We start from the raw sequence: 25,086 nt of genomic DNA on the forward strand, positions 1-25,086 counted from the left end.
CCTCCTCGCTGCAGCTCCTGCGCGACTCGCGTGACAGCGGTGGGGCGATCGTGGGACGCCCCGGGTGGCGCTGGCTGGACAACCTCCCCACCGCCCACGCGCTGGAGGCGCTGTCTTTCCGGCTCACCGCTGTCGGGTTCGTGGCCTGGACGTTCACCCTCATCGGTGGAGCGATCTGGGCCGAGAGCGCCTGGGGCCGGTACTGGGGATGGGACCCCAAGGAGGTGTGGACCTTCATCATCTGGGTCGTCTACGCGGCCTACCTCCACGCTCGCACCACCCGGGGCTGGGCCGGCCGCAAGTCCGCCTACTTCGTCCTGGTGGGCTACGCCTGCGTCCTGTTCAACTTCACCGCAGTCAACCTGATCATCAACGGCAAGCACTCCTACTCCGGACTGACTGCCGGATGAGCGGCAAGTCAAGATCTCATCGTCGCCGTCCAGAGCGCAGTCAAGGAGCAAACCGACCATGAGTATCCCGGAAGTCGTCTTCTCCGGCGGCCTGCTGCTAGCCGTTCCGCTGGCGATGCTTGCAGGGCTGGTGTCCTTCGCCTCACCCTGCATCCTGCCCCTGGTGCCCGGGTACCTCGGATACGTCGGCGGCATGGGCCAGGACAGCTCGAGGGCACGCCTCCTCGCGGGGGTGGGGCTGTTCATCGCGGGCTTCACGGTCGTGTTTGTTGCCTACGGGGCCCTGTTCGGGGCGCTGGGGGCGTGGCTGGTCCAGCGCCAGGGGTTCCTGCTGCAGATCCTCGGCGCGGTCGTGTTCCTGATGGGTCTTGTGTTCATCGGCCAGGTAGGGCCATTGCAGCGCACGGTCCGCCCTGCTTGGAAGCCGCGGGTCGGTCTGGCCGGCGCACCCGTGCTGGGCATCGTGTTCGGCCTGGGCTGGACACCGTGCCTCGGCCCGACCCTCGTGGCGATCTCAGCCTTGAGCGTAGATACGGGAACCGCAGCCCGCGGCGCACTGCTCGCCCTGGCCTACTGCCTCGGACTCGGGCTCCCGTTCCTGGCACTGGCATGGGGTTTCGGCTGGGCGCAACGCTCGACGACGTTCCTGCGCACCCACGTACGCGCGATCAACCTGACCGGTGGAGTCGTGCTGATGCTCATCGGGCTGGCCATGGTCACCGGCGTGTGGACCGGGCTGATGGGCACGATGCAGGGCTGGGTCGGCGGCTTCGTCACCCCCATCTAGCCCTACCGAGGACCAGAAGCGCCCGATCACGACGTGAGCACTCCTGAACATCTCAGCTCATGCCGAGGCGCCGGAGACTGCTCGCACCCATCACGAACCCCCAACTTTCCAGGAGCGCGCTCATCGACCTCCACGACCGCACCACGGCGAATGGCACCGTCCGTGCGTCTGACCCCACTCGCGGCACCGGGCTCCGGCGACGATGGCCAGGCAGGGCCGTCCTCCAGGCGGGAGACCGCGAGCCGTCGCTCCTGCCGATGCCAGCAGCGCTCGCCCTCGCGGCGGCCGGTGGGTTCGCGCTCGATGGGGCGTTCCCCGCGCTCGGCTGGTGGCCGCTCGCGTTCGTCGCCGTCCCGCTCGCGCTCGTGTCTTTCATCGGTCGGACGGTCGGTGGCGGAGTGCTCGTCGGTGCGGCGTTCGGTGCCGCTTTCTACTTTCCGCACCTGTCCTGGGCCACACGGTTCCTCGGCGACGACCCCTTCGGCTGGGTGCCGTGGGTGGCGCTGGCAACGGTGGAGACACTTCTCCTCGCAGCGCTCTCTCCGCTCATCGTGCTGGCCTACCGGTGGCTGCCGCGCTGGCGCGACACCCAGGTCGTGCGGCTCTTGGTGCTCCCTGTACTGGTCGCCGGAGCGTGGGTGGCGCGCGAACTCATCCTGGGTTCCTGGCCCTACGGCGGATTTCCCTGGGGGCGGCTGGGGATGAGCCAGTCGGAGAGCCCGATCGCGCCCGTCGCGTCCTGGTTGGGCGTCTCCGGGCTCGGGTTCCTGATGGTCGTCGTGTGCGCAGGCGTCATCGAGGCCGTCCGGTGGACCGCTCGCACGCGGGCGGTGTCAGAGCCGGACGATGGCGGTCGTTCACGGCGCAGGGCACTTCTGCCGTGCGCTGTCCCGGTCGGCCTGCTCGCCGTGCTCCTGCTCATCGTCCCCCAGTTCCCGACCCGCGACGCCGGCACGATCCGTGTCGGTGCGGTGCAGGGCAACGGGCCCGCCGCCTACGTGGACGAGCGCGCTGCGCACGAGGTGCTCAGCTCCCAGCTGGCGGCCTCCGCGCCCCTGGAGGGCGGGCAGGTGGACATCGTGGTGTGGCCCGAGGGCGGCGTCGACAGCGACCCTGCCGCAGAACCCGAGACCGCTCGGGTCCTGAGCGCGGCAGCCGCCGCCTACGGCGCTCCGCTGCTCCTGAATGCGGCATCGGTCGACGATGGCCGCTTCTACAACACCTCGTTCCTCTGGACCAACGGCGGCGCGCAGGCCACGCACGCGAAACGCCACCCCGTACCGTTCGGTGAGTACGTGCCTGACCGAGAGCTGTACGAAGCGATCGCTCCAGGGCTCGTCGCCCTCCTCCAGCGTGAGTTCACCCCGGGGAACGACTCGCCGGTCCTCGCCCTGGATCAGGGCTCCGTCGGGCTGGCGATCTGCTTCGACGTGGTCTTCGACGACGTCATCCAGGAAGGCATGCGCGACGGCGCGCAGGTGTTCATGTTCCAGACGAACAACGCCGACTTCCGCGGCACCGACGAGAACCTGCAGCAGGTCGCCGTCGCACGTATGCGCGCGATCGAGACCGGCCGTAGCGTCGTCAACGTCTCCACCACGGGCACCAGCCAGATCTTCACGCCTGAAGGGGGCACGGTCCAGACTCTTGCGAGCGACAAGGCAGGACTCATGGTCACCGGGATCGAGCTGCGCGACGAACTCACCGCCGGGGTCATCCTCGGCCCATGGATCCAGAAGCTGTTGTTGTGGGGACCACTACTGAGCCTCGTGGCCCTGGCCTTCTGCGTCCGACGGTCGCCGCCCGCGATCGCTCTCACGCCGTGATCACGAGGTGGCCGTCGCGTCCCATCGCCCCGATTCAGGATCGCTCAGGATAGGGCTGCATCGAGCAGCCGTTCCGACTGGAAACTCCGAAGCGAGCGTGCGGCACCACCTCCAACACGCAGGCAGCAGGCACCTGGCAGGTCCGCTCGCCCGACGCGTGATCGAAGCCAGGCCCCAGCGGTCCCTAGGGGGCAGTCTGATCACCGCCGCCTCCGTTGCGGAAGTGCTGCGGCCCGGATATCGGCTGATCGACGCCGCTGCGTCCCTGCAATGAACGCTGCAACGAAACGCGAGATCGGTGAGCTTCGCCGAACGCACGATTGGTGAGGCACTACGCCGGTCCGAGAACGACCGGTCGGAGGTGTCTATCGAGTTCACCCTGGGCCTGAGTCGTCAGGTCAACGGGATCACCTCGCGATACTTCCCGCCCGACGTCTGCTGCGGTGGTTCGTCGGCGCGGGTGACGGTGACGTCGTCGAGCCCGTGGCTCGTGAGCAACCGGGTGAGTTCGGTGTGCACGGTCTGCCAGACCTGTTCGGTGTCGGCACCAGATGTGGGTTGCAGACGAATGCTGAGGTTCGCCGGGGCAGTCTGCACGATCTGGAAGCGTTCGACTCCGGGCAGGCGTTCGAGGGTCAGGCTGACGCTCAGGGGCGCGATCGTGACCGGCTGGCCGCTGCGTGCCGGGAAGGTGAGCAGGTCGGCGGCGCGGCCCTGCACCTGGATCGCGGGCAGCGGGTCGCCGCACGGGCAGGGGTCGGGCCGGACCAGGACGGCGTCGCCGAGGTCGTAGCGCACGATCGGCTGGGTGCGGTTGGCGAGGTTGGTCAGCAGCGCGGTGTGGGAGCGCTGACCGGGCGGGACCGGTTGATGGTCCGCGTCCACTGGTTCGAGGATGGCCCAGTCGCTGTTGAGGTGTAGCCAGCCGTGCGCGCAGCTCTGGCTGAGGAAGGGGCACTCGTTCGCCGCGTAGCTGTGGCGCACCTTGGCGCCGAACGCGGTGGCGATCCGGTCGTACTCGGGTGCGGGCAGCCCCTCGGCGGACAGGACCACCAGGGCTGGGTCGATGTGCAGGCGGCCGGCTTGCTGCTCGGTGGCCAGCAGCGCGCCCATGCTGGCGTAGGGGGCCAGGAGGGTCGGGCGGAAGGCGTTGAGCGCCTCGACCAGCTCCGGCATCGGGGTGTGCACGCCGAAGACCCCGATCCTGTTGCGACGCAACCGGTTCCTGCGTAGCGCGGCGGCGGCGGCGGTGGAGGCGAAGTGGCCGCCGGTCGCGATGACCATGGCGGTGCGCCCGCCGCGAGCCACGATGTGGGCGACGTCGGTAGCGGTGAGCCAGGAACTCAGCGTGCGTGCGCCCACCGCGCTGGTGACGGCGAGGACACGCTGGTCGGTCAGGAAGATCCCGGGCGTGCCGGTGGTTCCCGAGGTGGTGGAGACCGTGTAGCGGCCGAGGAACTTCTCTCCGATCAGCGCGGGGTCCTCGACGAACGCGCGTACGGCGGCGAGCGTGACGGACGGGTCGGTGACCCAGTCGTCGAACCGCGGCATGAGCTCGGCCTTGCTGGTGACCGGCAGCAGCGTCGGATCGGTGCCGCGTTCGGGCAGGTGGCGGTAGTGCTCGCGATAGTAGGGCGAGCGGGCGCGGGCGAAGGCGACCAGGTCGGCGAGCCGGTCACGCTGCCGACGCGCGATCGCATCCTTGCCCTGCCTGCGGGTGGCGCGCGCGTCACGCAGGAGCGACAAGCGGCTTTCCGTCGTCATGGCTGATCCTTGGTTGTGCTCGGGTGGTCCTCCGCCGGCGTGGGCTTGCCGGCCTCGTGCCAGGCTTCACGGCCGGACTGCACCGCCAGGCCGGCCACGGCCAGGGCGACCACAGGGTCGGCCCACCACCAGCCGAGCGTGGCGTTGAGCCCCAGGCCGGCCAGCACCGTCACGGACAGCGCGTTGGACATCCAGGTCTCGGTGGACTGGGCCGTCAGCACCGGGTTGTTCAGCTCCCGCCCGATGCGGCGCTGAGCCACCGCGACCGGGACCATCACGAGCAGGGCGACCACGTTGAGCACGATCCCGATCAGCGACTCGCCGGCCTTGTCCTGCGTCACCAGGTCACGGATCGACTCGAAGCCCACGAACGCGGCCAGGGCGTAGAAGGTGACCGCGATGGCGCGCAGCGCGGGTCGCTGTCGGGCGTGCGCACCCGCCCGCAGCTGCCAGATCACCACGCTGGCGGCGAAGACCTCGATCGCGGAGTCGATACCGAAACCGACCAGGGCGATGGAGCCGACCGCCAGCCCGGCGGTCACGGCGACGATGCCTTCGACGACGTCCCAGACGATGATGAACCACGCCAGGGCCAGCCCGCGCCGCACGAGCTTGTTTTGCGCTGGTGTGCCTTGCGCCGGCCGGGTCACGGCGCTGCGTCTCTCACACTGGTGCCGTCGGTGGTGCCGTCGGTGGTGGCGTCGGTGGTGGCGTCGGTGGTGCGCAGACTGGCCAGGACGAGTGTTGCGGCGCCGAGAGTGAGGAAGACGTCGGCGAGGTTAAAGGTCGGGAACCAGCCGGAGTGCAGGTAGTCAGTGACGACCCCGTCAGCGGCGCGGTCGGCGAGGTTGGCGACCGCTCCGGCCAGCATCGCGGCCAGGCCCAGCCGTGCGGGCCAGGTCGCGGTGCGAGCCGTGCGCCAGGCAAACACCGCCAGGCCCGCGACGATGAGCCCGGTGACACCGAGGACGACCCCGCTGGGCAGGGTGTCACCGAGGCTGAACGCCACGCCGGGGTTGAACGTCAGCCGCAGCTGGATCACCTGCAGATCCACCGAGGTGCCGTCGGCCAGGGCCCGCCTTGCCCAGGCCTTCAGGCCGAGGTCGAGCGCAGCCAGCACCGCGGCGGTCGCGGCCAGACCGACACGGGCCCGGGCCACCCTGGCTGTCCGGACTCGATCTTCGACGCTCATGACAGGGCCCCACCACGGTGGCGCGCATCCAGCTCCCGTGACCCAGCGTCCACACCGAGGACCCGTTCGTGGTGGCAGAGCCCGCGCGCGTCACTCATCGAGCACGCTCCGTCGTCTCCTGGACCACCTCGGCCGCGAGGTCCGTGCCATAGGTCGGGCACAGCGCCACCGCGTACCCGGTCGCGGCCAGCAGGGTTTCCGCCGCCGCCAGCAGGTCCATCAGCTCCGGGCGGGCGAGGCTGTAGAACACCTGCCGTCCCTGCGGGCGGCCCACCACCAGCGCACAGTCACGCAGGCAGGCCACGTGCGCCGAGATCGTGGACTGCGCCATCCCCAGCTCGGCGACCAGGTCCGCTACCCGCGCCTCACCCCGGGCCAGGCGCTGCACGATCGCCAGCCGCGTGGCGTCCGAGAGGCTGTGGAACAGCGCCACCGCCGGATCCAGCCCCGCGCTCGACGCGAGACACCCCTCCGTGCTATTCATCGTCACAACACGATGATACCAAACAGGCCGGATAGAAACGAGGTTGGGCGATGTTGATGAACAAGGCCGAGACCGTCCTGGTGAACTCCCCGCCCCGGCGCTGGCTGCAGCGCTTCTACGAGGTCCCGATGCTGTTGCGGTTCGGTGGCCGGCTGCTCCCCGCGGCGCGGGCGCTGGAGATCGGCTGCGGCTCCGGGTACGGCTCGCAGCTGGTGCTGGAGCGGTTCGGCGCGGCGAGCGTGGACGCCGTGGACCTGGACCCCGTGATGATCGAGCGTGCCGGGCGGCGCCTGGCTCGTTTCGGCGACCGGGTGCGGCTGGTGCAGGGCAGCGCGACCGATCTGCGTGCGGCGCTGGGTGCCGAGGACGGCGGCTATGACGCGGTGTTCGACTTCGCGATCGTCCACCACATCCCGCACTGGCGCGCGGCCGTCGCCGAGGTCGCCCGGGTGCTCGCCCCGGGCGGCCGGTTCTACTTCGAGGAGGTCACCGCCCACGCCCTGGCCCGCCCCACCTACCAGCGGCTGTTCGACCACCCCAGCGAGGACCGGTTCACCGCCGAGCAGTTCCTCGACGAGCTGGCCCGCCACGGGCTCGTCGTCCTCGGGTCGACCACCCGGATCTGCGGCGACTACCTGCTCGGCGTGGCCGCCAAACCCGTGCCGGCCGGGAGCGACCAGTGACGGCCGTCGCCGCCCTGGCGCTGTTCGTCGTCTTCATGCTGCTCAGTGGTGGCGTGCGGACACTGATCCAGCGCCGCCGTACCGGTGACACCGGAAACCGGCGCAGGTCGGCGGCACGCGGCACGCCGCAGTGGTGGGGGCTCGCCGTGGCCGATCTCGGGTACCTGATGGTGGGCCTCGGCGCCCCGGTCGCCGCCCTGGCCGACGTCCCGCCGCTGACCGTCGCCGACCACCCGGCGGTGCATGGCCTGGGCATCGTGCTCGCGGTACTGGGCATCCTCGCGACCTTCGGCGCCCAGCTGGCGTTGGGCGCCTCCTGGCGGATCGGGGTCGACCCGAGCGAGCACACCGCGCTGGTGACCACCGGTGCGTTCCGGCTGGTGCGCAACCCGGTCTTCACCGCCGCGCTCGTCGTCTTCCTGGGCGTGGCGCTGATGGTGCCCAACCCCGTTGCGATCGCGGGCCTTGCGGTCACGCTCACCGGAATCGAGATCCAGGTCCGCCTGGGCGAAGAGCCGCACCTGCGCCGCCTCCACGGCGCCACCTACACCGGCTATGCCGCACGTGTCGGCCGCTTCCTGCCTGGCCTGGGCCGGCTGCGGGCCGACCACCCGCACGGGAGCTGACGATGTGGCAGGGGACCGTGGTGCTGCGGCCCGGCCGCCTGATCTACGCCGGTCGGCTGGGTGTCGCCCATTCGCACCGGCATGCCGCGGTTCAGCTGGTGCTCGCCACCACCGAGCCGGTGCGGCTGCGCGACGAGTCCGGCGCCGCATGGCAGGGTCACGCGGCCGTCATCCCGTCCGGCGCGGTGCACGAGATGGCCGGCGCCTGCGCGGGGCTGATCGCGTGGATCGACGCCGACGGGCTGTTCGGCCAGGCACTGACCAGGCGGGTGCGGTGCACCGGTCTGCCACTCGACTCCGTCACCGCATGGGCCGCGGCGGCGCAGCCGCTGCTCGACGATGGCATCCGGGCCGCAGCCCTGGCCGGGGGCACCCCGAGCACAGTGATCGACCAGGTCCTGGGCACGCTCGCCGAGGCGAGCCCGCTCGCCGAGAAGCCGCTGCACCCGGCGCTGCAGCGAGCGGTCGCCCTGCTGCCGACGCTGCTGGACCACTCGGTCCACCTGGGGCAGCTCGCCGGGGCGGCCGGCATCTCGGCCAGCCGGCTCGGGCACCTGTTCAGCGACGAGCTCGGCCTACCGTTTCGGGCCCACGTACGGTGGGCGCGCCTACAACGGGCGATCGACCATGCCCGGCGCGGCGTCACGCTCACCGAGGCCGCGCACGCCGCCGGGTTCGCGGACAGCGCGCACCTGACCCGCGTCTGCCACGAGATGTTCGGTCTGCCCCCGTCGCTCCTGGCTCGCGCCGTGGACTGGCACTGAACGACGCCACGGAAACGACGCCACGGAAACGACGCCATGGAAACGGTGCCACGAAGTCGGTGCCATGAGGGTTAGCGAGTCTGTTCAAGCCGCGGCGGCTGGTCGGGCTGCAGGCTCAAGGGCATGCGCACACTCGTCCGGTACGGCTACGTGCCCTTCATGCTCCTGGCCATCAACGGCGCCGGTATCACCATCGCCGCCTCAGGTGGCTCCAAGCTCTGGCTGCTCGGTTTGTTGCTGCTCGCCATCGCCAGCTCGTTCGTCGCCGAGCGCGTCCTGCCCTACCGGGAGGAATGGAACACCCCGCACGACGACGACCACCGCGACACCGCCCACGCCACGGTGAACGAGACCCTCACCCTCGCCAGTCTGATCGTGGTGCCGGTCCTGACCGCGCTCACCCCGTTCGACAGCCTGTGGCCGCACGAGTGGCCATTCGTGCTGCAGGTGCTCGCCGCGATCCTGGTCGCCGACCTCGGAATTACGCTGGTCCACCTGGCCAGCCACAAGATCCCCGTGCTGTGGCGGCTGCACGCGGTGCACCACAGCGTCAAGCGCGCCTACGGGTTCAACGGCCTGATGAAGCACCCGCTCCATCAGACCCTGGAGACCGCCGTGGGCTTCGCGCCCCTCATCCTGCTCGGCCTGCCCACCCCCGTGGCCTTCGCCCTCGCGCTCTGCGCCGCGGTCCAGCTCCTCCTGCAGCACTCCAACGTGGACTACCGGGTCGGACCACTACGCACCGTGCTCGCGCTCAACCAGGCCCACCGGTTCCACCACCTCAAGTGGGCCGGCATCGGCGACGTCAACTTCGGACTGTTCACCCTGATCTGGGACCACCTGCTCGGCACCTACTCCTACGACCCAGAACGCCGGTTCACCAGCGACGACCTCGGCATGGCCGCCAAACCCAACTACCCCAACGACTACCTCGCCCAGCTCGCGGAACCGTTCCGGGCGAGCGGTGCCTGCACAGACGAACCACAACCGGAAGACGTAACCCACCGCCAGCCCGACGCAGCAACTCATTGAGCAGCCTGCCCGGTCACGACAATCTCGTGACCGGGCAGGCCGGTGCTGCGGTTACAGCAGTGAGGCGATGTGGGCCAGGGTGCCGGACTCGATCAGGATGAAGACACCCAGGCCGATGAAGACCAGCGGCACGAGCCAGTGCTCGACCTTCTCCAGCGCTTCGGTGACGGTCTCGTTGGTGCCGATCGCCCGGGCGAGCAGGCACCACAGCGCGAGCAGCACGAGGAACACCACGATCGTGACCAGCGCGTCCGTGGTGGACATGGTGCGGAACACCGGGGTGTAGATCGCGATGTTGTCACCACCGTTGGCGATCGTGATCCCGGCGACGCCGAGCAGCCCGACGGCCTTGAGCGCGGACTCGGCCTCATCGTCATCGTCGGACCCGCGCAGCGTGCGCACTAGGCCGAGGACACCGATCGCGAGCGGGATCAGGCCGAGCAGGCCGACCCATTCGTCCGGCACGATCGTCAGGCCGAGCGCGGCGAGGAAGCTGACCGCGATCAGGGTGCTGAGGCCGAGGTACTGCCCGGCCACGATCTGCCATCCCCGCAGTCGTCCACCGCGCGCGGCGACGGCGAACAGGACGGTGAGGATCACGATGTCGTCGAGGTTGGTTGCGACGAACAACCCGGCTGCTGCCGCGATCGTGGTCAGCATGCCGAGTCCTGCCCATCCACGCCGTAGGTCGGGCACAGGGCCACGACGCTGCCGGTCGCCGCCAGCAGCGTCTCGGCCGCCGTGAGCAGGTCCAGCAGCTCAGGCCGGGCCAGAGAGTAGTACACCCGCCGCCCTTCCATGCGCCCGACCACCAGCCCGCAGTCCCGCAGGCAGGCCACGTGCGCGGACACGGTCGACTGCGCCAGCCCCAGGTCACGAGTCAGCTCTGCGACCCGCGCCTCGCCGGACGCGAGCCGTCGCGCGATCGCCAGCCGCGCAGGATCGCCCAGCGACCGGAACAACGCCACCGCCGGCTCGATGTCCGCCGTGCTCGCCGCACGCACCTCAGTTTCTATGATCGTCATACCACGATGATGCCCGGCCTTCGGCGATCATCAAGCCATCGTTGCTGTCCTGCTCGACACCCACGACGATGGACCGGGCACCTGACCGCGGGTGCGTGGCTCCACCCGCTAGGTTCGTGACCTCAGGGGCCGGGTCACGCGTGCTGTCGTGGAACCCATCACACGGCCTCCGCCGGGCCTGTCCGGTACTGGGCTCGAAGGCGCCGCCGACCTGCATGACCATTCAGTCGAGCGCGTCGGGCCCCGCCTCCTCGTTGCCGGCTTGCCGGAGCTGCCGTTCGGCCTGGAGTTTCTTGTCGGCGATGTGTCGCAGGTTCTCCTCGAGCGCGGAGACCTCGCCGAGCCATTGGAGGCGGTGGGCTTCTTCGAGGCGTTCGTGGGTGTTGCGTTCGATCTGGAGCAGGCGTGGCATCTGGGTGGGGGCCATGCGGAGCATGGGGCAGCGGACGCAAGCGTGCTCGTGCTGGCAGGGGGTTCCGTAGGGGCGTTCGCAGGTGCCCAGGGCGACTTTGCGGAGGCTGAAGTGGTCGCGGAACTCGTTCCACTCGGCGTCGCTGGGTTCGCGGTACTCCTCGCTGGGGCGCCGCCCGCGGCGTTGGTCGACGAAGGCGCGGTAGCGGCTGATGACTTCTTCGGGGTAGACCGCGACGTAGCCCTGGGTGGTGTTCAGGTCCAGGTGGCCAAGCAGCTTCGCGGCGATGTGGATGGGCAGTCCGCCGTTGACGACCTCGGTGGAGAACACGCGGCGGAAATCGTGCGGGGTGAACCGCAGTGGTGTTCCGTCGACGTCGCGCAGATCGGCGCGCCGTGCCACCTTGCGCAGCAGCGTGCGGATGCGCTCGGTGGAGATGACCTGGCGCTGGTAGTTGACGACGTGCTGGAACAGGTGCGGCAGGGGCGGGCCGAAGATCTGTTCGTGCTCGTCGAACCGTTGGACCAGAGGGACACGTCCCGCCTCGTCCTTGACCCGGCGGATGATCTTCGCCAGCACGGAGACGAGGTCCGGGTCGGCGGGGATGACGCGCTCGGCGTCGGTCTTGGACGGGCTGATCTGCAGCAGGGGCACCATCTCGCCGGTGGGTGCTTGGTACTGGCGCAGGCCCACGTGGGTCAGCTCTAGGAGTTCTTCGACCCGGACGCCGGTGCGGCGCAGGACCTCGATCGTGGCCCAGGTCCAGAACGCGTCCGTGTCTCGTTGGGCGACGTCGAACCGCCTGGGTCCCTCGTCGAGCGCGATGGCGTTGATCTTCCAGGTGGTCTTGGTGCGCTGGTAGCGGCGCCCGTCGACGGTGACCTCGGTCTCCGGTTCGGTGTGCTGCATCGCGGCCACGAGCCTGCCGGTGTGCTCGAGCTCAGCCTCGGCGGTGGCTACCAGTCGCGGCAGCACCGGGACCAGGGTGCGGGTGCGCGCCTGCATGCGTGCCTTCAGGAGGCGGTCCGCCTTGGTCTGACCGCGCAGGTCTGCCTCGGTGATCGGGCTCGGTGCAGCCCATTCGGCCCAGCGGGCTGGGTCTTCCAGCGCCCACTGCTGCAGGTCGAGGTAGAGCGCCCGGACCACGAGCAGGATGAGGTGGGTGCCCTTGCGGGGGTTGCCGTCGGGCAGGATCCGCAACCGCTCCTTCCATCCCTGGATGGCTTCTGCGGACAGCCTTAGGGAGTTGATCCCGGGGTGGTGGCGCTCCAGGTCGCACCAGAACAGGTCGGCCAGGAGCTGAACCTGGCTGCTCAGGCTGCTGTAGTCCAGGACCGTCGAGCGTTCCACGAGGTAGTGGACGAGCAGGTCACGGATCCTGGTGTCGACGATCGGGTAGCGGTCGACGAGCTCGGGAACCGTCAGCTGCCCCCGGGCGATGGCCTGCCGCAGCGTCGAGGGCTGACCGACGAGCCCGCCGATCGCCTGCAGCGCCTCGTAGGCCAGGGGCAACCCGACGCTGGGCCGCCCCGAAGCGGCCCGCGCTGCCCGGTAAGTATTGAAGTCGGCCGTATCGAAGTCCCGCGGCGACCTGTCGGTGACGATCGCGATATGCGTGAGCACGGTCAGCGCGTAGGCGCCGTAGCTGCCTGTATCCGCGCGAGCCAGGTGAGGCTCGATCGCTGCGAAGACGGCTGCGTGGTTGTGCTGGCGGAACTGGGAGTAGACCCCGAGCAGGCGGCTGGCGAAGAACCACGCGTAGGTAGGCCGGATCGCGCACAGAACGATGAGCATCCTGATGCCTGAGGTCAGCGAATGCCGATGCTTCGATGGGACGTCCGGGAGCCACCGGTGACCGACCTGGTCGGAACCGCTGTGCAGCCACCGGTCCTGCCAGTTCTCGCCGGCGAAGGTCTCCAGCCAGTCCAGGGCACGGCTCAGGGCCAGGGCGTGCACCGCACGTTGCCGGGAGGAGGGCTGGCGGTCCAGCAACGCCTCGGCCAGGCGAACCAGCTCCTGCCGCGTCGAACCCTCCTGGCCCGGCAATGCAGGGGCGTAGGCGGGACCAGCCGGGGCTATCAGCACGCCGGGCTCCCGGCGGCTGACCGGTGTCACGCGGGTCGTCTGCCCGTGCCGCCCGACCATCAGTCCGCCCCGAACACGTCGGACAGGTCCTGCTCGTCGTAGGTCCAGCCCGCGAGCGGACGCGGGTCGGGCCGCGGGCGGGTGTAGTGCTCATGGACCCTGGCGATCACCTCGTCGACGCGAGGTCGCAGGTAGCGGCCCGTGGTCGTGATCTGCCGGTGGCGCAAGACCTGCTGGACGTCGACGAGAGTGACCTGTGGATCGGCGATCAGCCGGAGGCCGAGAGTGTGTCGCAGGTCGTGCAGCGTGACGTTCGCGCCGATCGACTCGTTGATGCGCCGCAGCACCGCCCGCACAGCGGTGTAGGACAGCGGCCTGAGCGGGTTACGTCGGGTCCACCACAGCGGCTCGTCCGGCTCGGGCCGGTGCCCCTTACCCGCGAGCTCGCCGAGGTAGAGCGCGAGCCACGTGAACGCCTCCGGCGCCGCCGGGCACGCCTGCTTGACCCCGCCCAGGCCCTTGGTCGCTACGTAGACACGCCCCTCGCCCGGGTGAGCATCGCCGACCGTCATGCCCAGCAGCTCCGAGGCCCTCGCCCCACTGGACAAGTACATGCTGAACAGGGCCCTGTCCCTGTTGCAGCCCAGCCGAGCGAACAAGTCGTCCAGGACGTCGTCGGGCACCGCCCGCGGCGGTAGGTCGGGCTGCTTCTGGCGGTAGCTGCCCCGCCTGTGCAACGCGAACGGCTCCATCGGGTTGTGATGGGCGTTAACCCGCCCGCCACGACGAGACTGCGGCGGCACGGGCGAGACGATCGGCCCCCTGCCGGTCCGGACGTGGAAGGCGTAGAACGCCGCGACCACCGACAAAGCATGGTTGATCGTCGCCGGCGCGTATCCGGCAGACAGCGACGGCTTCCCGGTCCGCGCGTTGATCGCCCCCGGCGCCGGCGCATCAGTCCGGGACCGTGCCCTTGCCGGGTTGACGCTCGTACGCAGCCACAGCACGAAGTCGCGGACCTCATCACGTTGCGCACGGTTCCACGGAACCCTTATTGCGGCCAGGAACCGGAACCAGCGCAACAGGTCGTATGCGTACGAGCGGCACGACGACGTCCCGTTTCCGCACGCCAGGAGCTCGCGCAGGAACTCGCTGACCGGCTCGACCGCCACTCCGGCGCCGTCGAGCACGACCCACGGCAGGTCCGCCGCACGGGTCGGCCGGACCGCACCGCTGCGCGCCACGACGAGCCCCGCGACAGAACGACTGCCGCCTTCACCATCTACGTCCAGTGCCATCGATGCCGCTCCTCGAAATCGGGCCAGAGGGCATCAGCGTCAGCGCCACCATCCGGCGCCGCGGGGACGACACGCCATTAGTGCGGTCAACAAGACAGGCCGGGAACCTGCGCCAGGCCCATGTCGGGCTCGGGATGCGGGTGCTGGAGATCGGCTCAGGCGGCCCGAACGCGGCGATGCTCGCGCACCTGGTCGGCCCGGACGGTGAGGTGGTCACCGTGGACATCGACGAGTCGGTCACCGCGCGTACCACGGCAGGACTCGAACGACTTGGCCTCAGCGACCGGGTCGAGGTCATTACGGCCGACGCGGGTCGGCATCTTGGCCGTGGGGTCTTCGACCGGATCATGGTCACTGTCTCGCCATGGACCATCCCGAAGGTCTGGCTGGAGCAGCTGGCGCCCGACGGCGTCCTGGTCGTGCCCCTACAGATCGCCCCGGGTCTGCAACGCATCATCGGTTTCCGCTATCAGGACGGACACCTGATCTCGGAGTCGACCGTGCCCGGCGGCTTCGTTCCCCTGCAGGGCGCCAATCGGTACGAGCCGCCGGCGGTCGAGCTGACTGGTCTCTCCGGCAAGGCGGTCACGTTCCGGTTCGCCGACCAGATTCCTGACGACTTCGCAGTCACCGATGGTGTCCTGGCCGCCGAGCACGCGGAGGCGTGGTCCGGTGTGATCTATGCCAGCCGGACGATCTGGCTGGACCTGCTGACCTGGGTGCTCATCCAGCCTGGTGGGTGTGCCATGGAGGCGAAAGATCCGACCGACCGCGGCGCGGAGAAGTCGTTCTACCCGGCGATCACCGAGGCGGGTTCTTTTGCCGCCCTGGCGTGGCGTCCGCTGGGCGACGGCAATGAGCTGGAGATCGGTGCCGTCGGCAAAGGACCAGCTGCAGGCGCCCTCACCACACGGCTGGCCGAGTCCATCCAGACCTACGGCGCCGACCATCGCGAATGCGACCCGATATTCGAGTGGTGGCCCGAAGGCGCGACGCCAGATCTCTCTCCGAGCGCGAAGACTCTCCCGCGCCCTCACGGGATGCTGACGATCAGTTGGCCCGCTCGGTTGCGGCGTGGACGCTCGACGCTTCCCCACATCGCGCGTAACTTGTAAGCACGGTTGTTCTAGCACTAGCCAATCGGGAGGTGGGGAGGATGTCGACGCCGAACGCCATCGAGTACGAGATGACTCACGCGACGGGATCCGGGGTGCTCCCCGTTTCTAGCGTGCCCACCTACCTGCGGCGCGACCCAAGCCCTCGGAACGCGCCGACGGTTGCGGCGCCGATGTTCGAGGCTGGTCCGACGACCAAGGCGGCAATCTGGATGAGCCGACGTGGCCACCGCCGCTGGGGGTTTCCGTTGGCGCTCGCGTCTGCCCTCGCCTACGCCGGAGCGGCCTGGTTCTTCTACGAGCTCCACCACATGGTCGCCTGGGTCCTCGTAGCGCTGTTTGCCTACAACGCTCTGAAGTTCACGCTGGTCGCCGGTTGGCTCATCCTGCTCGGCGTCGGCGGGCTCCTTCGTGCGGCCATCGGCCGGCCAGTGCGGTAGCCCGAGGCGGAGAAGCCCGCAGCAGGTAGATCGCGGTGTGGCGCTTAGGTGTCCTGTTCGTGATCGGGTGCTGCGAGAACGAGTGTTTCGCACACCGAGCATGTGCTCATCCCGGCCCCGGCGGCACCCCCTGCTGGTCCCGGAAGCCGACTGGTCGCGCCTGGGTCAGCGGATACTGGAGGCGTTTAGCCGGATCGGAGGTGCCGCTACCCAGCGAGGGCTGACTGCACCCGGCGCCTGCACCCACCGACGCCTAACCGGCCCCGCACCCCGCCCGCACCCCGGCTCATCGACCAGGGCGAGCGTCCGGGCGTGAACGACGGCCTGCATCTCTGACGAGATGCCGCTAAGGCCGGCGGGGTGGCTCAGGGCATGTGGTGATCTCGTCGTGGCCAGCCTGTCGTGTCATGCAGATCACCACTCCACTGCGCGTGCCCAGTCCGCGGGTGTCAGTGGTCGGCCGCACTATGGGACTCAGTGGGATCACGGAGAGGCACCCTATGAGAGTCACGGCCACGATCGACACCCGCGCCGCCGTCCGCGGCGACGAGTCGTCCCAAGCCCGCGAGATCGAGGTCGAGGCCACGACCTACGAAGCTGGCCGCGACGAACTGGACGCTCAGGTCCCCGAGGGTTGGCAGATGCTCAGCATCGGAGTGCCCGACCGGGGCTGACACCTACCAGCCTCGCTGGCACTGGCTGCCGCCGATCCCCGGTCTCGACCCGAGCCGGCCGGGTGCGACCTGCCCCCGGCCCCGTGGTCACCGTCCGGGACTCGGCGAACCTGATGTGCTGACTCCTAGGCGTCGCGCAGTGCGACGGGTGGGTCGCCCTGGTCAGCTGGCCCGAGCTCGGCCCGGTCGCGCTGGCCGAGGCCGGCGGCGACCTGGAGCAAGCCGTCGTCGTGCCCGACGTCGGCGGTCGCGGTGCCGCAGTGCTTGCCGCGCTCCTGGACGGTATCGAGAGCGTCGTCGCGAGCCTGCGGGCCGCCACGACAGTGAGCGTCGCAAGCTCATGGCCTGGGCGCGCCAGTGGTGTACGACGTCGCGGGCTGATCAACGGCTGGCCCGCGGTCCGCCGTCGGCTGTGTTCCCGTAAAGCCCCCGCCATCTCACCCCGCCCCCTCACCCCTCACCCCTCACCCCTCACCCCTCACCCCTCACCCCTCACCCCTCACCCCTCACCCCTCACACTGATTGCATTCAGGAACATCTAGAGGTGTTGGGTCGGCTGCCTGGATGCACCTACGTAGTGGAGGTGCGCTCGTGACGATGTCGATCCGCAAGGTCTCAGCTGGAGACGGCTACGCCTACCTCCTGCGTTCTGTCGTTCGTGGGGACGGGGATCGCTCGGCACCGGATCGAGTGACGCGGTACTACCTCGAGGCGGGTACGCCGCCGGGGTTCTGGCTCGGCTCCGGCCTAGAGGCTCTGGACCCGGCGCTGGCTGTGGCCGCACCGGAGGAGGTACCGGGAGGTAGAGCTGCCGACATCGCAGGCATCGCCGACGGCGACATGGTGACCGAGGATCAACTCAAGCTCCTGATCGGAGCTGGCCGTCACCCGATCACCGGTGCACGGCTGGGACGGGACTACCGGACCTACAAGCCCGCCGCACAGAGAATCGACGAACGGGTCGCGAAGCTCGACCGCTGGCTCACCGACGACGAACGCTCGATCGAGACAGCCGCCATCGAGTCCGAGGAGCATCGCGCTGGCGACCGGCATTCCGTCGCTGGGTTCGACCTGACGTTCTCCGTGCCGAAGTCGGTGAGCGTGTTGTGGGCGCTGGCCGATGCGAACACCCAGGCGCGGATCGTGGAGGCCCATCACGCCGCGGTCCGCGAGACCCTCGGACTGCTCGAACGCCACGTCGCCGCAACTCGGGTCGGCAAAGACGGCATCGCCCAGGCCGACGTCGCGGGCATCATCGCTGCAGCGTTCGACCACTGGGACTCCCGGACCAATGACCCGCAGCTACACACCCACGTTGTCCTCTCCAACAAGGTAATGACCCTGGCCGACGGGCAGTGGCGGACCCTGGACGGCCAGCTACTGTTCGCAGCCGCGGTGGCGTTGTCGGCGCACTATGACGCGGTCCTGCGGGACCGCCTCACCGGGACCTTCGGCCTGGCATGGGAGCGTCGCCGCCGCGGAGCGGACCGGAACCCGCAGTGGGAGATCGACGGCGTCAGCGAGGAACTGATCGCCGAGTTCTCGACCCGATCCACCCAGATCAATGCCGCCACCGACGTCCTGATCGCGCAGTACATCGCCCGGCACGGGCGCCGCCCTTCGAAGACGACGGTCGGCCAGTTGCGGGCACAGGCCACCCTGGCCACCCGCCCGGAGAAGACACTGCACTCCCTGCACGACCTGACTACCACCTGGCGCCGCCGAGCCGCGCGACTTTTGCCTGCGCTCGACGACGGCGACCCGGTCGCTTTCGCCCGCCGCCTAACCACCTCCGGCACCGCCCGCACCCACGGCGCCGACCAGGTGCCCGACGACGCACTGGCCAAGGCCGCCGCCAGCACCCTGGCGACCGTGTCGGACAGTAGGGCGACCTGGACGCACTGGAACCTGTGGGCGGAAGCCTCCCGCCAGACCGCCGGCTGGCGCCTCACCTCGGCCGCCGACCGGGAGCAGGTCACAGCCCGGATCGTCGCGCTGGCCGAGGCTGGGTCTGTCCCGCTCACCCCGAGCGAGCTCGCGCCTACGCCCACGGCGCTGCGACGCCCTGACGGCACGACGATGCTGCGGCCCAAGCACCACACCGTCTTCAGCAGTACCGCGGTCTGGGACGCCGAGCAGCACCTGCTGGACCTGGCCGGCGAAACCACCGCACCGACCCTGCGCCCCGGCGACCCCGCGTTCGCTGCCCAACGTCCGGGCCGGGGTCGGAACCTCAGTAGAGAGCAGGCGTCCGCCGTCGGCCAGGTCGCAGCCTCGGGCCGGACGGTGGATGTGCTCGTCGGGCCTGCGGGTGCGGGCAAGACCACGACGATGCGCGCCCTCGTCCGAGCATGGACCAGTCAGCACGGCCGCGGGAGTGTGGTCGCGCTGGCGCCGTCGGCCGCCGCCGCGAAGGTTCTCGGGCAGGACGTCGGACTGCACGCCGAGACCACCGCGAAGTGGCTCCACGACCACACCAGCACCAAGCCCTGGTACCAGGTCGAGCTCCGTCGCGGGCAGCTGGTGATCGTGGACGAAGCCACTCTCGCTGGCACCCACACTCTCAACGCCCTCGCCACCGCCGTCGAGCGTGCGGGGGCGAAGCTGCTCCTGGTCGGCGACCCCGCCCAGCTCCAAGCCGTCGACGCCGGTGGCGCCTTCGCCATGCTCGTCAACGCCCGCACCGACCCGCCACGCCTGCTCGAGCTGCACCGCTTCACCCACGCCTGGGAGAAGACCGCCTCCCTCGCCCTGCGCGACGGGCGCCCCGAAGCCGTGCCCGCCTACGACGACCAAGGACGCCTCCATGACGGCACCACCCAGGAGATGGCCGACGCCGCCTACACCGCCTGGCACCACGACCACACGGCGGGTCTAACCACGGTGCTGGTGGCGGACACGAACGCCATGGTGGCCGAGCTGAACCGACGTGCCCGGGCCGACCGCATTCTCGCCGGTGAAGTCGACACCGGCCGCGCCCTCGCTTTGGCGGACGGGACGGAAGCTTCCGAAGGTGACCTCGTCATCACCCGCCGCAACCGTCGCCGTCTGGTGACCGCCCGGGGCGGATTCGTGCGCAACGGCGACCGCTGGCAGATCACTCACGTCCGCCGCGACGGCAGCATCGATGCCCGACGAGTCCTGCCCTCCCGGCGCGCGACCAGCACGTCCTCACGCCTCGGGTCCAGCGTGATCCTGCCAGCCCAGTACGTGGCCGAACACCTCAACCTCGGGTACGCCGTCACGGCCCACCGCGCCCAAGGCATCACCGTTGATACCGCGCACGTCCTGGTCACGACCAGGACCGTCCGGGAGAACTTGTACGTCGCCCTGACCCGTGGGCGCCACGCCAACCACGCTTACGTCGCCACCGACCTGCCCGATGACGACCACACCCCACCCGCCGAGAACCCGACCGCCCGGGCGATCCTCTACCGGATCCTGGCCCGTCCCGGCGCAGAACTCTCCGCACACGAGACCCACCGCGCCGAACACGAGAAGTGGACCGGGCGAGACCGGCTGATCGCCGAGTACGAGCACATTGCCGACGTCGCTCAACGACCTCGCTGGATCCGGCTGGTCACAAGCGCGCTGAGCACGGCGGGCAAGCTCACACCTGGCGAAGCAGATACAGCAGTCATGACCGACGCGTTCGGTCCAATGTGTCGAGCGCTGCGCCGTGCCGAAGCCCTCGGGCACGACGTGGAGACCCTCCTTCCCCGGGTCGCGGCCCAGCCCGGCCTGTTGATCGCCGATGACGTGTGCGCCATGCTCGGCGCGCGCCTGAACCGAGCAGCCAGAAAGCCTGGCACCAGGGATACCCACTTCGTTGCCGACGGCGTCCCCGAAGCGCTCGGCGCCATGACCCAGGACGAACGGGCGGCACTCGAGGAACGCGCACGCGTGATCGCTGCCCTTGCCGAGCGCGACGCAGCCACCGTTCGTCCACCTCCGGACTCTCGTGGACAAGTACCGAGCCGAGCACTGCCCCTACGGTCCGGGCGCCGAGACAGGGCACCGCTCGATCTGTAGGAAACACGGCACGCCACCATCTTGGTGGGGCAAGCGAAGCGTTGCCGTCATCGACGGCGCCGAGGAGGTGCGGGGATCGCACGGGTTGGCCCGCAAACGAACCGGGGTCCTTGCGTCTCTCTTCGGCTGCGCTCGACCGTACCGGCCGGCACTGACAGTGGCCGTGGAGGACAGGACGATCCACTGCCGGGTGATCTTCACGCCGAGCGTTTGCGCAGTTCGCACCCGCTGGGACCATCGATCTCGTGCCTCGCAACGAGTCGAACGCCACCGCCCGGACCCTCTACCGCCTCGTGGATGTCCACGACCTGCGCGCGGCCGTTCGCGAGCGATACGTCGACGACCTTGACTTCGACCTGCACGACGTCGTTGTCGGGGGACGTGAGGCCTTGCTCGTGTTGGGCGTCATGGCGACGGAACACGCCAAGTGGGCCCAGGACGTCGAGTCCTTGACCGGGTTCCCGGCAACGATCGGGAACGTCACAGCAGCCGGTGCGCTGATCATTCGCCGTGCGGAAGACGGCGCATGGGCTGTCACCTTCGGCATGGGGTTCCAGCTGATCGATCAGTCGTTCGTCGACTCCAGCTTCGGCCAGCGCGTGGCGATACGACTCGCCGACCCCACCCAGATCAGCTCAGTGACCCGCAGCGCCATCGACTCACGCGCCCAGGTCGCCCGCGTGACCGTGCCTAGCGGGGACGGCCTGAACGGCTTCGGCTTCGAGGCCTTCGGTGAGATGGCAACCCGGATCGTCGTCCGCGGGATGGCGCCTGGCCTCACCCACGACGGGAAGGTCACCGTCCGTGGTGCAGATGCTCTAAACATCCCACTCGGCCGTATCGCGAATGACCTCATCGCAGACCTGGACTATATCGAGACCCTGCTTGCCACCGACCCGCCACCAGGCATGAGTGTCCTGGAGCAGCTGGTTCCGATTCGAAAGCCGGCAAGCCTGGTCAGCGCGCTGGACCAACAACTCGCCGACGCACTCACAGCCGATGAAGAACGCCAGCTGGGTCTGTCCTGGCCCTTCGAGCACATCGGGGACAACGCACCGCCGACACACTTCAAGCTCATGGGATCCGGAGCCGGGCGAGGTAGTTCAGCCCTGCAGGACGGCCTGCCCGTACTTGAGGACCTGGTCGCCCCCCTTGCGGGCTCGACGGCTCCATTGCAGCGGCTCAAGCAGATGAAGGTCCAACTGTTCAGCAGCGCCGATGAAGACGACCCGATCAGCGGAGCGATCTCGGCCCGGAAGTGGCTCGCCTTCGAAACTTCGCACAACGGCAAGAAGTACTGCCTGTTCGACGGGCAGTGGTTTCAGATGGACGAGCAGTACGCCGAGCGACTCCTGCGTCTGACCGAACAGATCTTCCACAAGCGGCTCAAGCCGCCCCTGCCTGGCTGGCCGGCCACGACGAAGAATGAGGCCCAGTACAACCAGGCCCTCGCAGCCCAGCTCGGGGGGATCTGTCTCGACCAGAAACTGATCCGAACCGACGCCCACCCCAGAGGATTCGAAGCCTGTGACGTGCTGCTCAGCGACGGATCGTTGATCCACGTCAAGAAGTTCGACTCCTCCGCGCCAGCAAGCCACCTCTTCGCGCAGGCTTATGTCTCGACCCATGCGCTGGCGTGGGACCAGCAAGCGGTACAACGTCTGAGGGAACGGGTCGAGGCTGAGGGCGGCGACCCGTCGTGGGTCAAAGACCGTCCCGAACGAGTGGTGCTCGCGATGGCGAGAAAGACCGAGGTCTCCGCGGAGAGCTTGTTCACGTTTTCGCGGGTCAACCTCGTGCGGGCAGCCCAGGACATCCAGGGCCGCGGCATCGACGTGTACGTCGCGCCCATCATCGTCGAGTGAACGACACACCCCTCGGCGATCACCAGTTCATACGTCTGCGGCAAGATCGAGTACGCCTTGCGCTAAGCGTCGGGCAACGGCCTCGCACTGCTCCTCCCTCTTCTCGATGAGCACTGCCCGGCGCCCCGTATGACGGGCCGCCACAGCGGTGGAGCCCGATCCGGCGAACGGGTCCAAGACCGTCGCCCCAGGCAGTGTGCTGTAGCTGATGAGCAGCTCGAGCAAGCCGACCGGCTTCGCGGTGGGGTTGCTCGCCGCTCCGGTACGGTCCTTCGGGGCGTAGAGAACCGACTCGACCAAACGAGTACCGTTGTCGACCCAGGCGGATGGGCCGTACCCAGCATGCGTAGACGGCCCCGGGCCGCTCGAAGACCGGCCACTGCGTGCTCGCCCCATGATCTGGACGCGCGGGGTGTCGTGGTGGGTATCCCGCCAGGCGCCACGGTAGAAGTGCAGGACATGTTCGTGGACGCGCCGGAACCGATCTGTCGCTGGGCTGGTCCCGGTGCCCTTGTTCCAGATCACGTCCTGGGACATACGCCAACCGGCGAAGTCATCGACGTGGTCCAGGAACATCCTCATCGAACCGAAGCACCACATCGACGACGCATGACCGGTCATGAGTTGCGGCCACCCGACAGGGTAGACGTCCCAATCCAGCGACGTCTCACCGTACGGAGGGTCGGTCACGACCGCATCGAACGCACCCAGCGTGGGCAAGACCTCCGCAGCGTCACCCAGGTAAAGAGTGACGTCCTGATCACTGAAGTACGGCGTCATGACCGAGCCCGCAGCGTTGGGTCGTACGCGGGGCGGCCGACGGCGACGTGGAAGCACCCGTCAGGACCTAGCGGAGTGCTCGCAGCCAGACGTGCCAGGACGACCCTGCTGCTTGTCCGGTGCACGGACTCACTGTCGGAAGGATTCTTCATGTCGTTCAGGTGCTCGACCGCGCCCGTCTTGGCGCCCTGCGGCCTGAGCCGTCGAGATGTCGTCACGCGGCAGCAGCCGACGTGTCGCGCCGTCCCTGCACCAGCGGGTCATCCGACACGAGCGTGACGGATGACCCGCTGCGGCGTTGTTGGGTACGGATCAGACGCCTGTCTCGAGGTCGAGCACGCCCTGCCGCAGCCGGGTCCGTAGCGACAGGTCGAGGTAGTCCTCGTTGAGATCGATCCCGATGTAACGGCGCCCGGCTTCGGTCGCAGCCAGTCCCGTGGTACCCGATCCGGAGAATGGGTCCAAGACCACTCCGCCTGGCTTGCACCCGGCCAGGACACAGCGCTGAGCCAGCGCGGGTGGCATTGTCGCGAAGTGGGCGCCCCCGAACGGCTGGGTAGCGATGGTCCATACGTCGCCAGGGTTCCTGCCGGCGTCGTCGGCTGCGGTATGGGCCACGCCGGTGGCTTCCATGTTCGGTTGGGGCTGCTTGAGACCACCCCACGGGCGGGCGATCGTGTTCGCCTTGTTTGCGTGCCCGGTGCGAGCGCGTCGAGATGGTGCCCTGTCGCCGTCGTACGGCTGACGGATCGCATCTAGATCGAACCAATAATGCCGGGTCTTCGAGAGCAGAAAAACATGCTCGTGGCGGTTGCCCAAGCGATCGGCGACCGATGTGGGCATCGCGTTGGGCTTGGACCAGATGATGTCGTTGCGCAGGACCCACCCGTCGTCCTGGAGCGCGAACGCAATATGAACCGGCCCGGGTTCCTTGCCGCTACTTTGCGGGTTCGGGCTCTCGGGTGAGGGCCTGGTAGTGGAGCGTTTCGAACTCTATCGGGGTGAGCATCCCGAGAGAGCCGTGGAGGCGTCGGTTGTTGTACCAGTCGACCCAGCCGGCGGTCGCGTACTCGACGTCCGCGAGGGTGCGGTAGGGCCCGGCATGGAACACGGTGGTGCGGATGCACTCGGCCTTGAACAGGCCGTTGATGGTTTCCATGAGGGCGTTGTCGTAGGCGTCGCCTACGGACCCGATCGATGGGTTGATGCCTTCCAGGGCGAGGTGCTCGGTCAGGCGAATCGCTGTGTACTGAGATCCGGCATCGCTGTGGTGGATCAAATCCCCAGGTGAGACAGGGTTTCCTTCTCTCTCGCGTTGCCATAGCGCGATCCGCAAAGGGGTCATGACCAGCTCGACCTTCTTGCTGGAGCTGGCGTGCCAGCCCACGATCCGCTGGGCGAACACGTCCACGACGAACGCGACGTAGACGAACCCGGCCCAGGTGCGGACGTAGGTGTGAGGTCGGCCAGCGGCGCCCTGTCCCGGTCTCCCGGGGTGGGTCTCCGCTGGCCGCCTCCCGAACCGGACGTGCCCATTCCTGAGCATCCGGCTCTCCACGTGGTCATGACGTTGCGGTCGCTGCGCTGGTCCAGGGCGTTGGGATCTTCGCTCCTCGATAGCGGTATCGGGTCACGGTGACCTTCCACGCCCTGAAGAACTCGATCCCGCCGTCACGGATCTGCCAGCCAGGCAGGTGACGTCGGACCAGGGTGTGCATGTTCAGTCGGGGATGTCGTTTCTTCAACCAGCCGACGATCCGCCAGAAGGCGAATCGATCGAGGTAGGAGAACG

23 protein-coding genes and 2 pseudogenes are annotated in these 25,086 nt (G+C 68.9%); 13 read left to right on the forward strand and 12 right to left on the reverse strand.

Translation table 11 applies throughout. From position 1 onward, the window contains the following. The 3 genes from ccsA to lnt form a co-directional block, all read left to right on the forward strand. The coding region (ccsA, locus tag APR04_RS29145) for a cytochrome c biogenesis protein CcsA (protein WP_253877947.1) at positions 1-410 on the forward strand (410 nt) is incomplete at its 5' end. A 58-nt stretch (positions 411-468) separates the two neighbouring features. Continuing rightward, positions 469-1,197, forward strand: a complete 729-nt coding sequence (locus tag APR04_RS29150; protein ID WP_253877949.1) for a cytochrome c biogenesis CcdA family protein — start codon at positions 469-471, stop codon at positions 1,195-1,197. Between the two features lie 257 nt (positions 1,198-1,454). Beyond that, entirely contained in the window at positions 1,455-3,023 is a 1,569-nt protein-coding gene (gene lnt / locus APR04_RS29155; RefSeq protein WP_253877951.1) for an apolipoprotein N-acyltransferase, read from the forward strand. Positions 3,024-3,416: 393 nt separating this feature from the next. Here lnt and APR04_RS29160 read toward each other — a convergent pair whose 3' ends face one another. From APR04_RS29160 to APR04_RS29175, 4 genes are all read right to left on the reverse strand, one after another. After that, on the reverse strand, positions 3,417-4,787 hold the full coding sequence (locus APR04_RS29160; RefSeq protein WP_253877953.1) for a phenylacetate--CoA ligase family protein: 1,371 nt from the start codon (positions 4,785-4,787) through the stop codon (positions 3,417-3,419). Further along, a complete protein-coding gene (locus tag APR04_RS29165) occupies positions 4,784-5,395 on the reverse strand; it encodes a cation diffusion facilitator family transporter (protein WP_253877955.1) in 612 nt (203 codons plus the stop codon). Before APR04_RS29165 ends, APR04_RS29160 begins: the two co-directional genes overlap by 4 nt. Before the next feature lie 38 nt (positions 5,396-5,433). Further along, positions 5,434-5,979 carry a signal peptidase II gene (gene lspA / locus APR04_RS29170; protein WP_253877956.1) on the reverse strand — a complete coding sequence of 182 codons (546 nt, stop codon included), beginning with the start codon at positions 5,977-5,979 and terminating at the stop codon, positions 5,434-5,436. Between the two features lie 94 nt (positions 5,980-6,073). Beyond that, complete coding sequence (locus APR04_RS29175; RefSeq protein WP_253877979.1) at positions 6,074-6,463, reverse strand: ArsR/SmtB family transcription factor; 390 nt, start codon at positions 6,461-6,463, stop codon at positions 6,074-6,076. Positions 6,464-6,513: 50 nt separating this feature from the next. On the opposite strand from APR04_RS29175, the gene APR04_RS29180 reads away from it, so the two are divergent. The 4 genes from APR04_RS29180 to APR04_RS29195 all read left to right on the forward strand — a co-directional run bounded on the left by APR04_RS29180 (position 6,514) and on the right by APR04_RS29195 (position 9,568). Continuing rightward, complete coding sequence (locus APR04_RS29180; protein ID WP_253877958.1) at positions 6,514-7,146, forward strand: class I SAM-dependent methyltransferase; 633 nt, start codon at positions 6,514-6,516, stop codon at positions 7,144-7,146. Continuing rightward, a complete protein-coding gene (locus tag APR04_RS29185; RefSeq protein WP_253877960.1) occupies positions 7,143-7,772 on the forward strand; it encodes a methyltransferase family protein in 630 nt (209 codons plus the stop codon). The genes APR04_RS29180 and APR04_RS29185 overlap by 4 nt, the downstream gene beginning before the upstream one ends. A gap of 2 nt (positions 7,773-7,774) precedes the next feature. After that, a complete protein-coding gene (locus APR04_RS29190; RefSeq protein ID WP_253877962.1) occupies positions 7,775-8,536 on the forward strand; it encodes an AraC family transcriptional regulator in 762 nt (253 codons plus the stop codon). 123 nt (positions 8,537-8,659) lie between these two features. Further along, positions 8,660-9,568 carry a sterol desaturase family protein gene (locus APR04_RS29195; protein ID WP_253877964.1) on the forward strand — a complete coding sequence of 303 codons (909 nt, stop codon included), beginning with the start codon at positions 8,660-8,662 and terminating at the stop codon, positions 9,566-9,568. 51 nt (positions 9,569-9,619) lie between these two features. Here the strand turns inward: APR04_RS29195 and APR04_RS29200 are convergent, their stop codons facing one another. From APR04_RS29200 to APR04_RS29215, 4 genes are all read right to left on the reverse strand, one after another. Continuing rightward, positions 9,620-10,228, reverse strand: a complete 609-nt coding sequence (locus APR04_RS29200; RefSeq protein WP_125777285.1) for a cadmium resistance transporter — start codon at positions 10,226-10,228, stop codon at positions 9,620-9,622. Next, entirely contained in the window at positions 10,222-10,593 is a 372-nt protein-coding gene (locus tag APR04_RS29205; protein ID WP_125777286.1) for an ArsR/SmtB family transcription factor, read from the reverse strand. The genes APR04_RS29200 and APR04_RS29205 overlap by 7 nt, the downstream gene beginning before the upstream one ends. A gap of 223 nt (positions 10,594-10,816) precedes the next feature. Continuing rightward, the gene (locus APR04_RS29210; protein WP_253877966.1) at positions 10,817-13,090 is read right to left on the reverse strand and encodes a tyrosine-type recombinase/integrase; all 2,274 of its coding nucleotides are present in this window, start codon (positions 13,088-13,090) and stop codon (positions 10,817-10,819) included. Positions 13,091-13,149: 59 nt separating this feature from the next. Further along, positions 13,150-14,388, reverse strand: a complete 1,239-nt coding sequence (locus APR04_RS29215) for a tyrosine-type recombinase/integrase (protein ID WP_253877968.1) — start codon at positions 14,386-14,388, stop codon at positions 13,150-13,152. A gap of 140 nt (positions 14,389-14,528) precedes the next feature. Between APR04_RS29215 and APR04_RS29220 the strand changes: the two genes are divergently transcribed. The 6 genes from APR04_RS29220 (at position 14,529) to APR04_RS29240 (ending at position 22,514) form a co-directional block, all read left to right on the forward strand. After that, on the forward strand, positions 14,529-15,503 hold the full coding sequence (locus tag APR04_RS29220; RefSeq protein WP_253877970.1) for a class I SAM-dependent methyltransferase: 975 nt from the start codon (positions 14,529-14,531) through the stop codon (positions 15,501-15,503). Positions 15,504-15,544: 41 nt separating this feature from the next. Further along, positions 15,545-15,943: a hypothetical protein gene (locus APR04_RS29225; RefSeq protein ID WP_253877972.1), complete on the forward strand. Its 399-nt coding sequence runs from the start codon at positions 15,545-15,547 to the stop codon at positions 15,941-15,943. A 500-nt stretch (positions 15,944-16,443) separates the two neighbouring features. Then, positions 16,444-16,617, forward strand: coding sequence for a hypothetical protein (locus tag APR04_RS29230; RefSeq protein ID WP_253877973.1), 174 nt, complete (start codon positions 16,444-16,446; stop codon positions 16,615-16,617). Positions 16,618-16,808: 191 nt separating this feature from the next. After that, positions 16,809-17,159: an ImuA'/RecA-like NTPase gene (locus APR04_RS31435; RefSeq protein ID WP_504967652.1), complete on the forward strand. Its 351-nt coding sequence runs from the start codon at positions 16,809-16,811 to the stop codon at positions 17,157-17,159. A 55-nt stretch (positions 17,160-17,214) separates the two neighbouring features. After that, positions 17,215-20,649 (forward strand): MobF family relaxase, encoded by a 3,435-nt coding sequence (gene mobF, locus APR04_RS29235; RefSeq protein ID WP_253877981.1) that lies wholly within the window; start codon positions 17,215-17,217, stop codon positions 20,647-20,649. 245 nt (positions 20,650-20,894) lie between these two features. Continuing rightward, complete coding sequence (locus APR04_RS29240; RefSeq protein ID WP_253877975.1) at positions 20,895-22,514, forward strand: DUF6119 family protein; 1,620 nt, start codon at positions 20,895-20,897, stop codon at positions 22,512-22,514. 27 nt (positions 22,515-22,541) lie between these two features. Here the strand turns inward: APR04_RS29240 and APR04_RS29245 are convergent, their stop codons facing one another. From APR04_RS29245 to APR04_RS29260, 4 genes and pseudogenes are all read right to left on the reverse strand, one after another. Further along, positions 22,542-23,294 (reverse strand): DNA-methyltransferase, encoded by a 753-nt coding sequence (locus APR04_RS29245; RefSeq protein WP_301313126.1) that lies wholly within the window; start codon positions 23,292-23,294, stop codon positions 22,542-22,544. 312 nt (positions 23,295-23,606) lie between these two features. Beyond that, positions 23,607-24,206 carry a DNA-methyltransferase gene (locus APR04_RS29250; RefSeq protein WP_308292406.1) on the reverse strand — a complete coding sequence of 200 codons (600 nt, stop codon included), beginning with the start codon at positions 24,204-24,206 and terminating at the stop codon, positions 23,607-23,609. A gap of 25 nt (positions 24,207-24,231) precedes the next feature. Then, a pseudogene (locus APR04_RS29255) lies at positions 24,232-24,750 on the reverse strand (integrase core domain-containing protein); the annotation flags it as partial. Between the two features lie 106 nt (positions 24,751-24,856). Next, positions 24,857-25,086, reverse strand: a pseudogene (locus tag APR04_RS29260) (group II intron reverse transcriptase/maturase); the annotation flags it as partial.

Origin of the sequence: Promicromonospora umidemergens, assembly GCF_024171995.1 — a bacterium.
In the GTDB taxonomy this organism is placed as follows: domain Bacteria; phylum Actinomycetota; class Actinomycetes; order Actinomycetales; family Cellulomonadaceae; genus Promicromonospora; species Promicromonospora umidemergens.

Coding starts and splice junctions, on each gene's coding strand:
- APR04_RS29150 (WP_253877949.1), top strand. CDS start 469: ATGAGTATCCCGGAAGTCGTCTTCTCCGGCGGCCTGCTGCTAGCCGTT.
- lnt (WP_253877951.1), top strand. CDS start 1,455: ATGCCAGCAGCGCTCGCCCTCGCGGCGGCCGGTGGGTTCGCGCTCGAT.
- APR04_RS29160 (WP_253877953.1), bottom strand. CDS start 4,787: ATGACGACGGAAAGCCGCTTGTCGCTCCTGCGTGACGCGCGCGCCACC.
- lspA (WP_253877956.1), bottom strand. CDS start 5,979: ATGAGCGTCGAAGATCGAGTCCGGACAGCCAGGGTGGCCCGGGCCCGT.
- APR04_RS29175 (WP_253877979.1), bottom strand. CDS start 6,463: ATGAATAGCACGGAGGGGTGTCTCGCGTCGAGCGCGGGGCTGGATCCG.
- APR04_RS29180 (WP_253877958.1), top strand. CDS start 6,514: ATGTTGATGAACAAGGCCGAGACCGTCCTGGTGAACTCCCCGCCCCGG.
- APR04_RS29190 (WP_253877962.1), top strand. CDS start 7,775: ATGTGGCAGGGGACCGTGGTGCTGCGGCCCGGCCGCCTGATCTACGCC.
- APR04_RS29195 (WP_253877964.1), top strand. CDS start 8,660: ATGCGCACACTCGTCCGGTACGGCTACGTGCCCTTCATGCTCCTGGCC.
- APR04_RS29200 (WP_125777285.1), bottom strand. CDS start 10,228: ATGCTGACCACGATCGCGGCAGCAGCCGGGTTGTTCGTCGCAACCAAC.
- APR04_RS29205 (WP_125777286.1), bottom strand. CDS start 10,593: ATGACGATCATAGAAACTGAGGTGCGTGCGGCGAGCACGGCGGACATC.
- APR04_RS29215 (WP_253877968.1), bottom strand. CDS start 14,388: ATGGCACTGGACGTAGATGGTGAAGGCGGCAGTCGTTCTGTCGCGGGG.
- APR04_RS29225 (WP_253877972.1), top strand. CDS start 15,545: ATGTCGACGCCGAACGCCATCGAGTACGAGATGACTCACGCGACGGGA.
- APR04_RS29230 (WP_253877973.1), top strand. CDS start 16,444: ATGAGAGTCACGGCCACGATCGACACCCGCGCCGCCGTCCGCGGCGAC.
- mobF (WP_253877981.1), top strand. CDS start 17,215: ATGTCGATCCGCAAGGTCTCAGCTGGAGACGGCTACGCCTACCTCCTG.
- APR04_RS29245 (WP_301313126.1), bottom strand. CDS start 23,294: ATGACGCCGTACTTCAGTGATCAGGACGTCACTCTTTACCTGGGTGAC.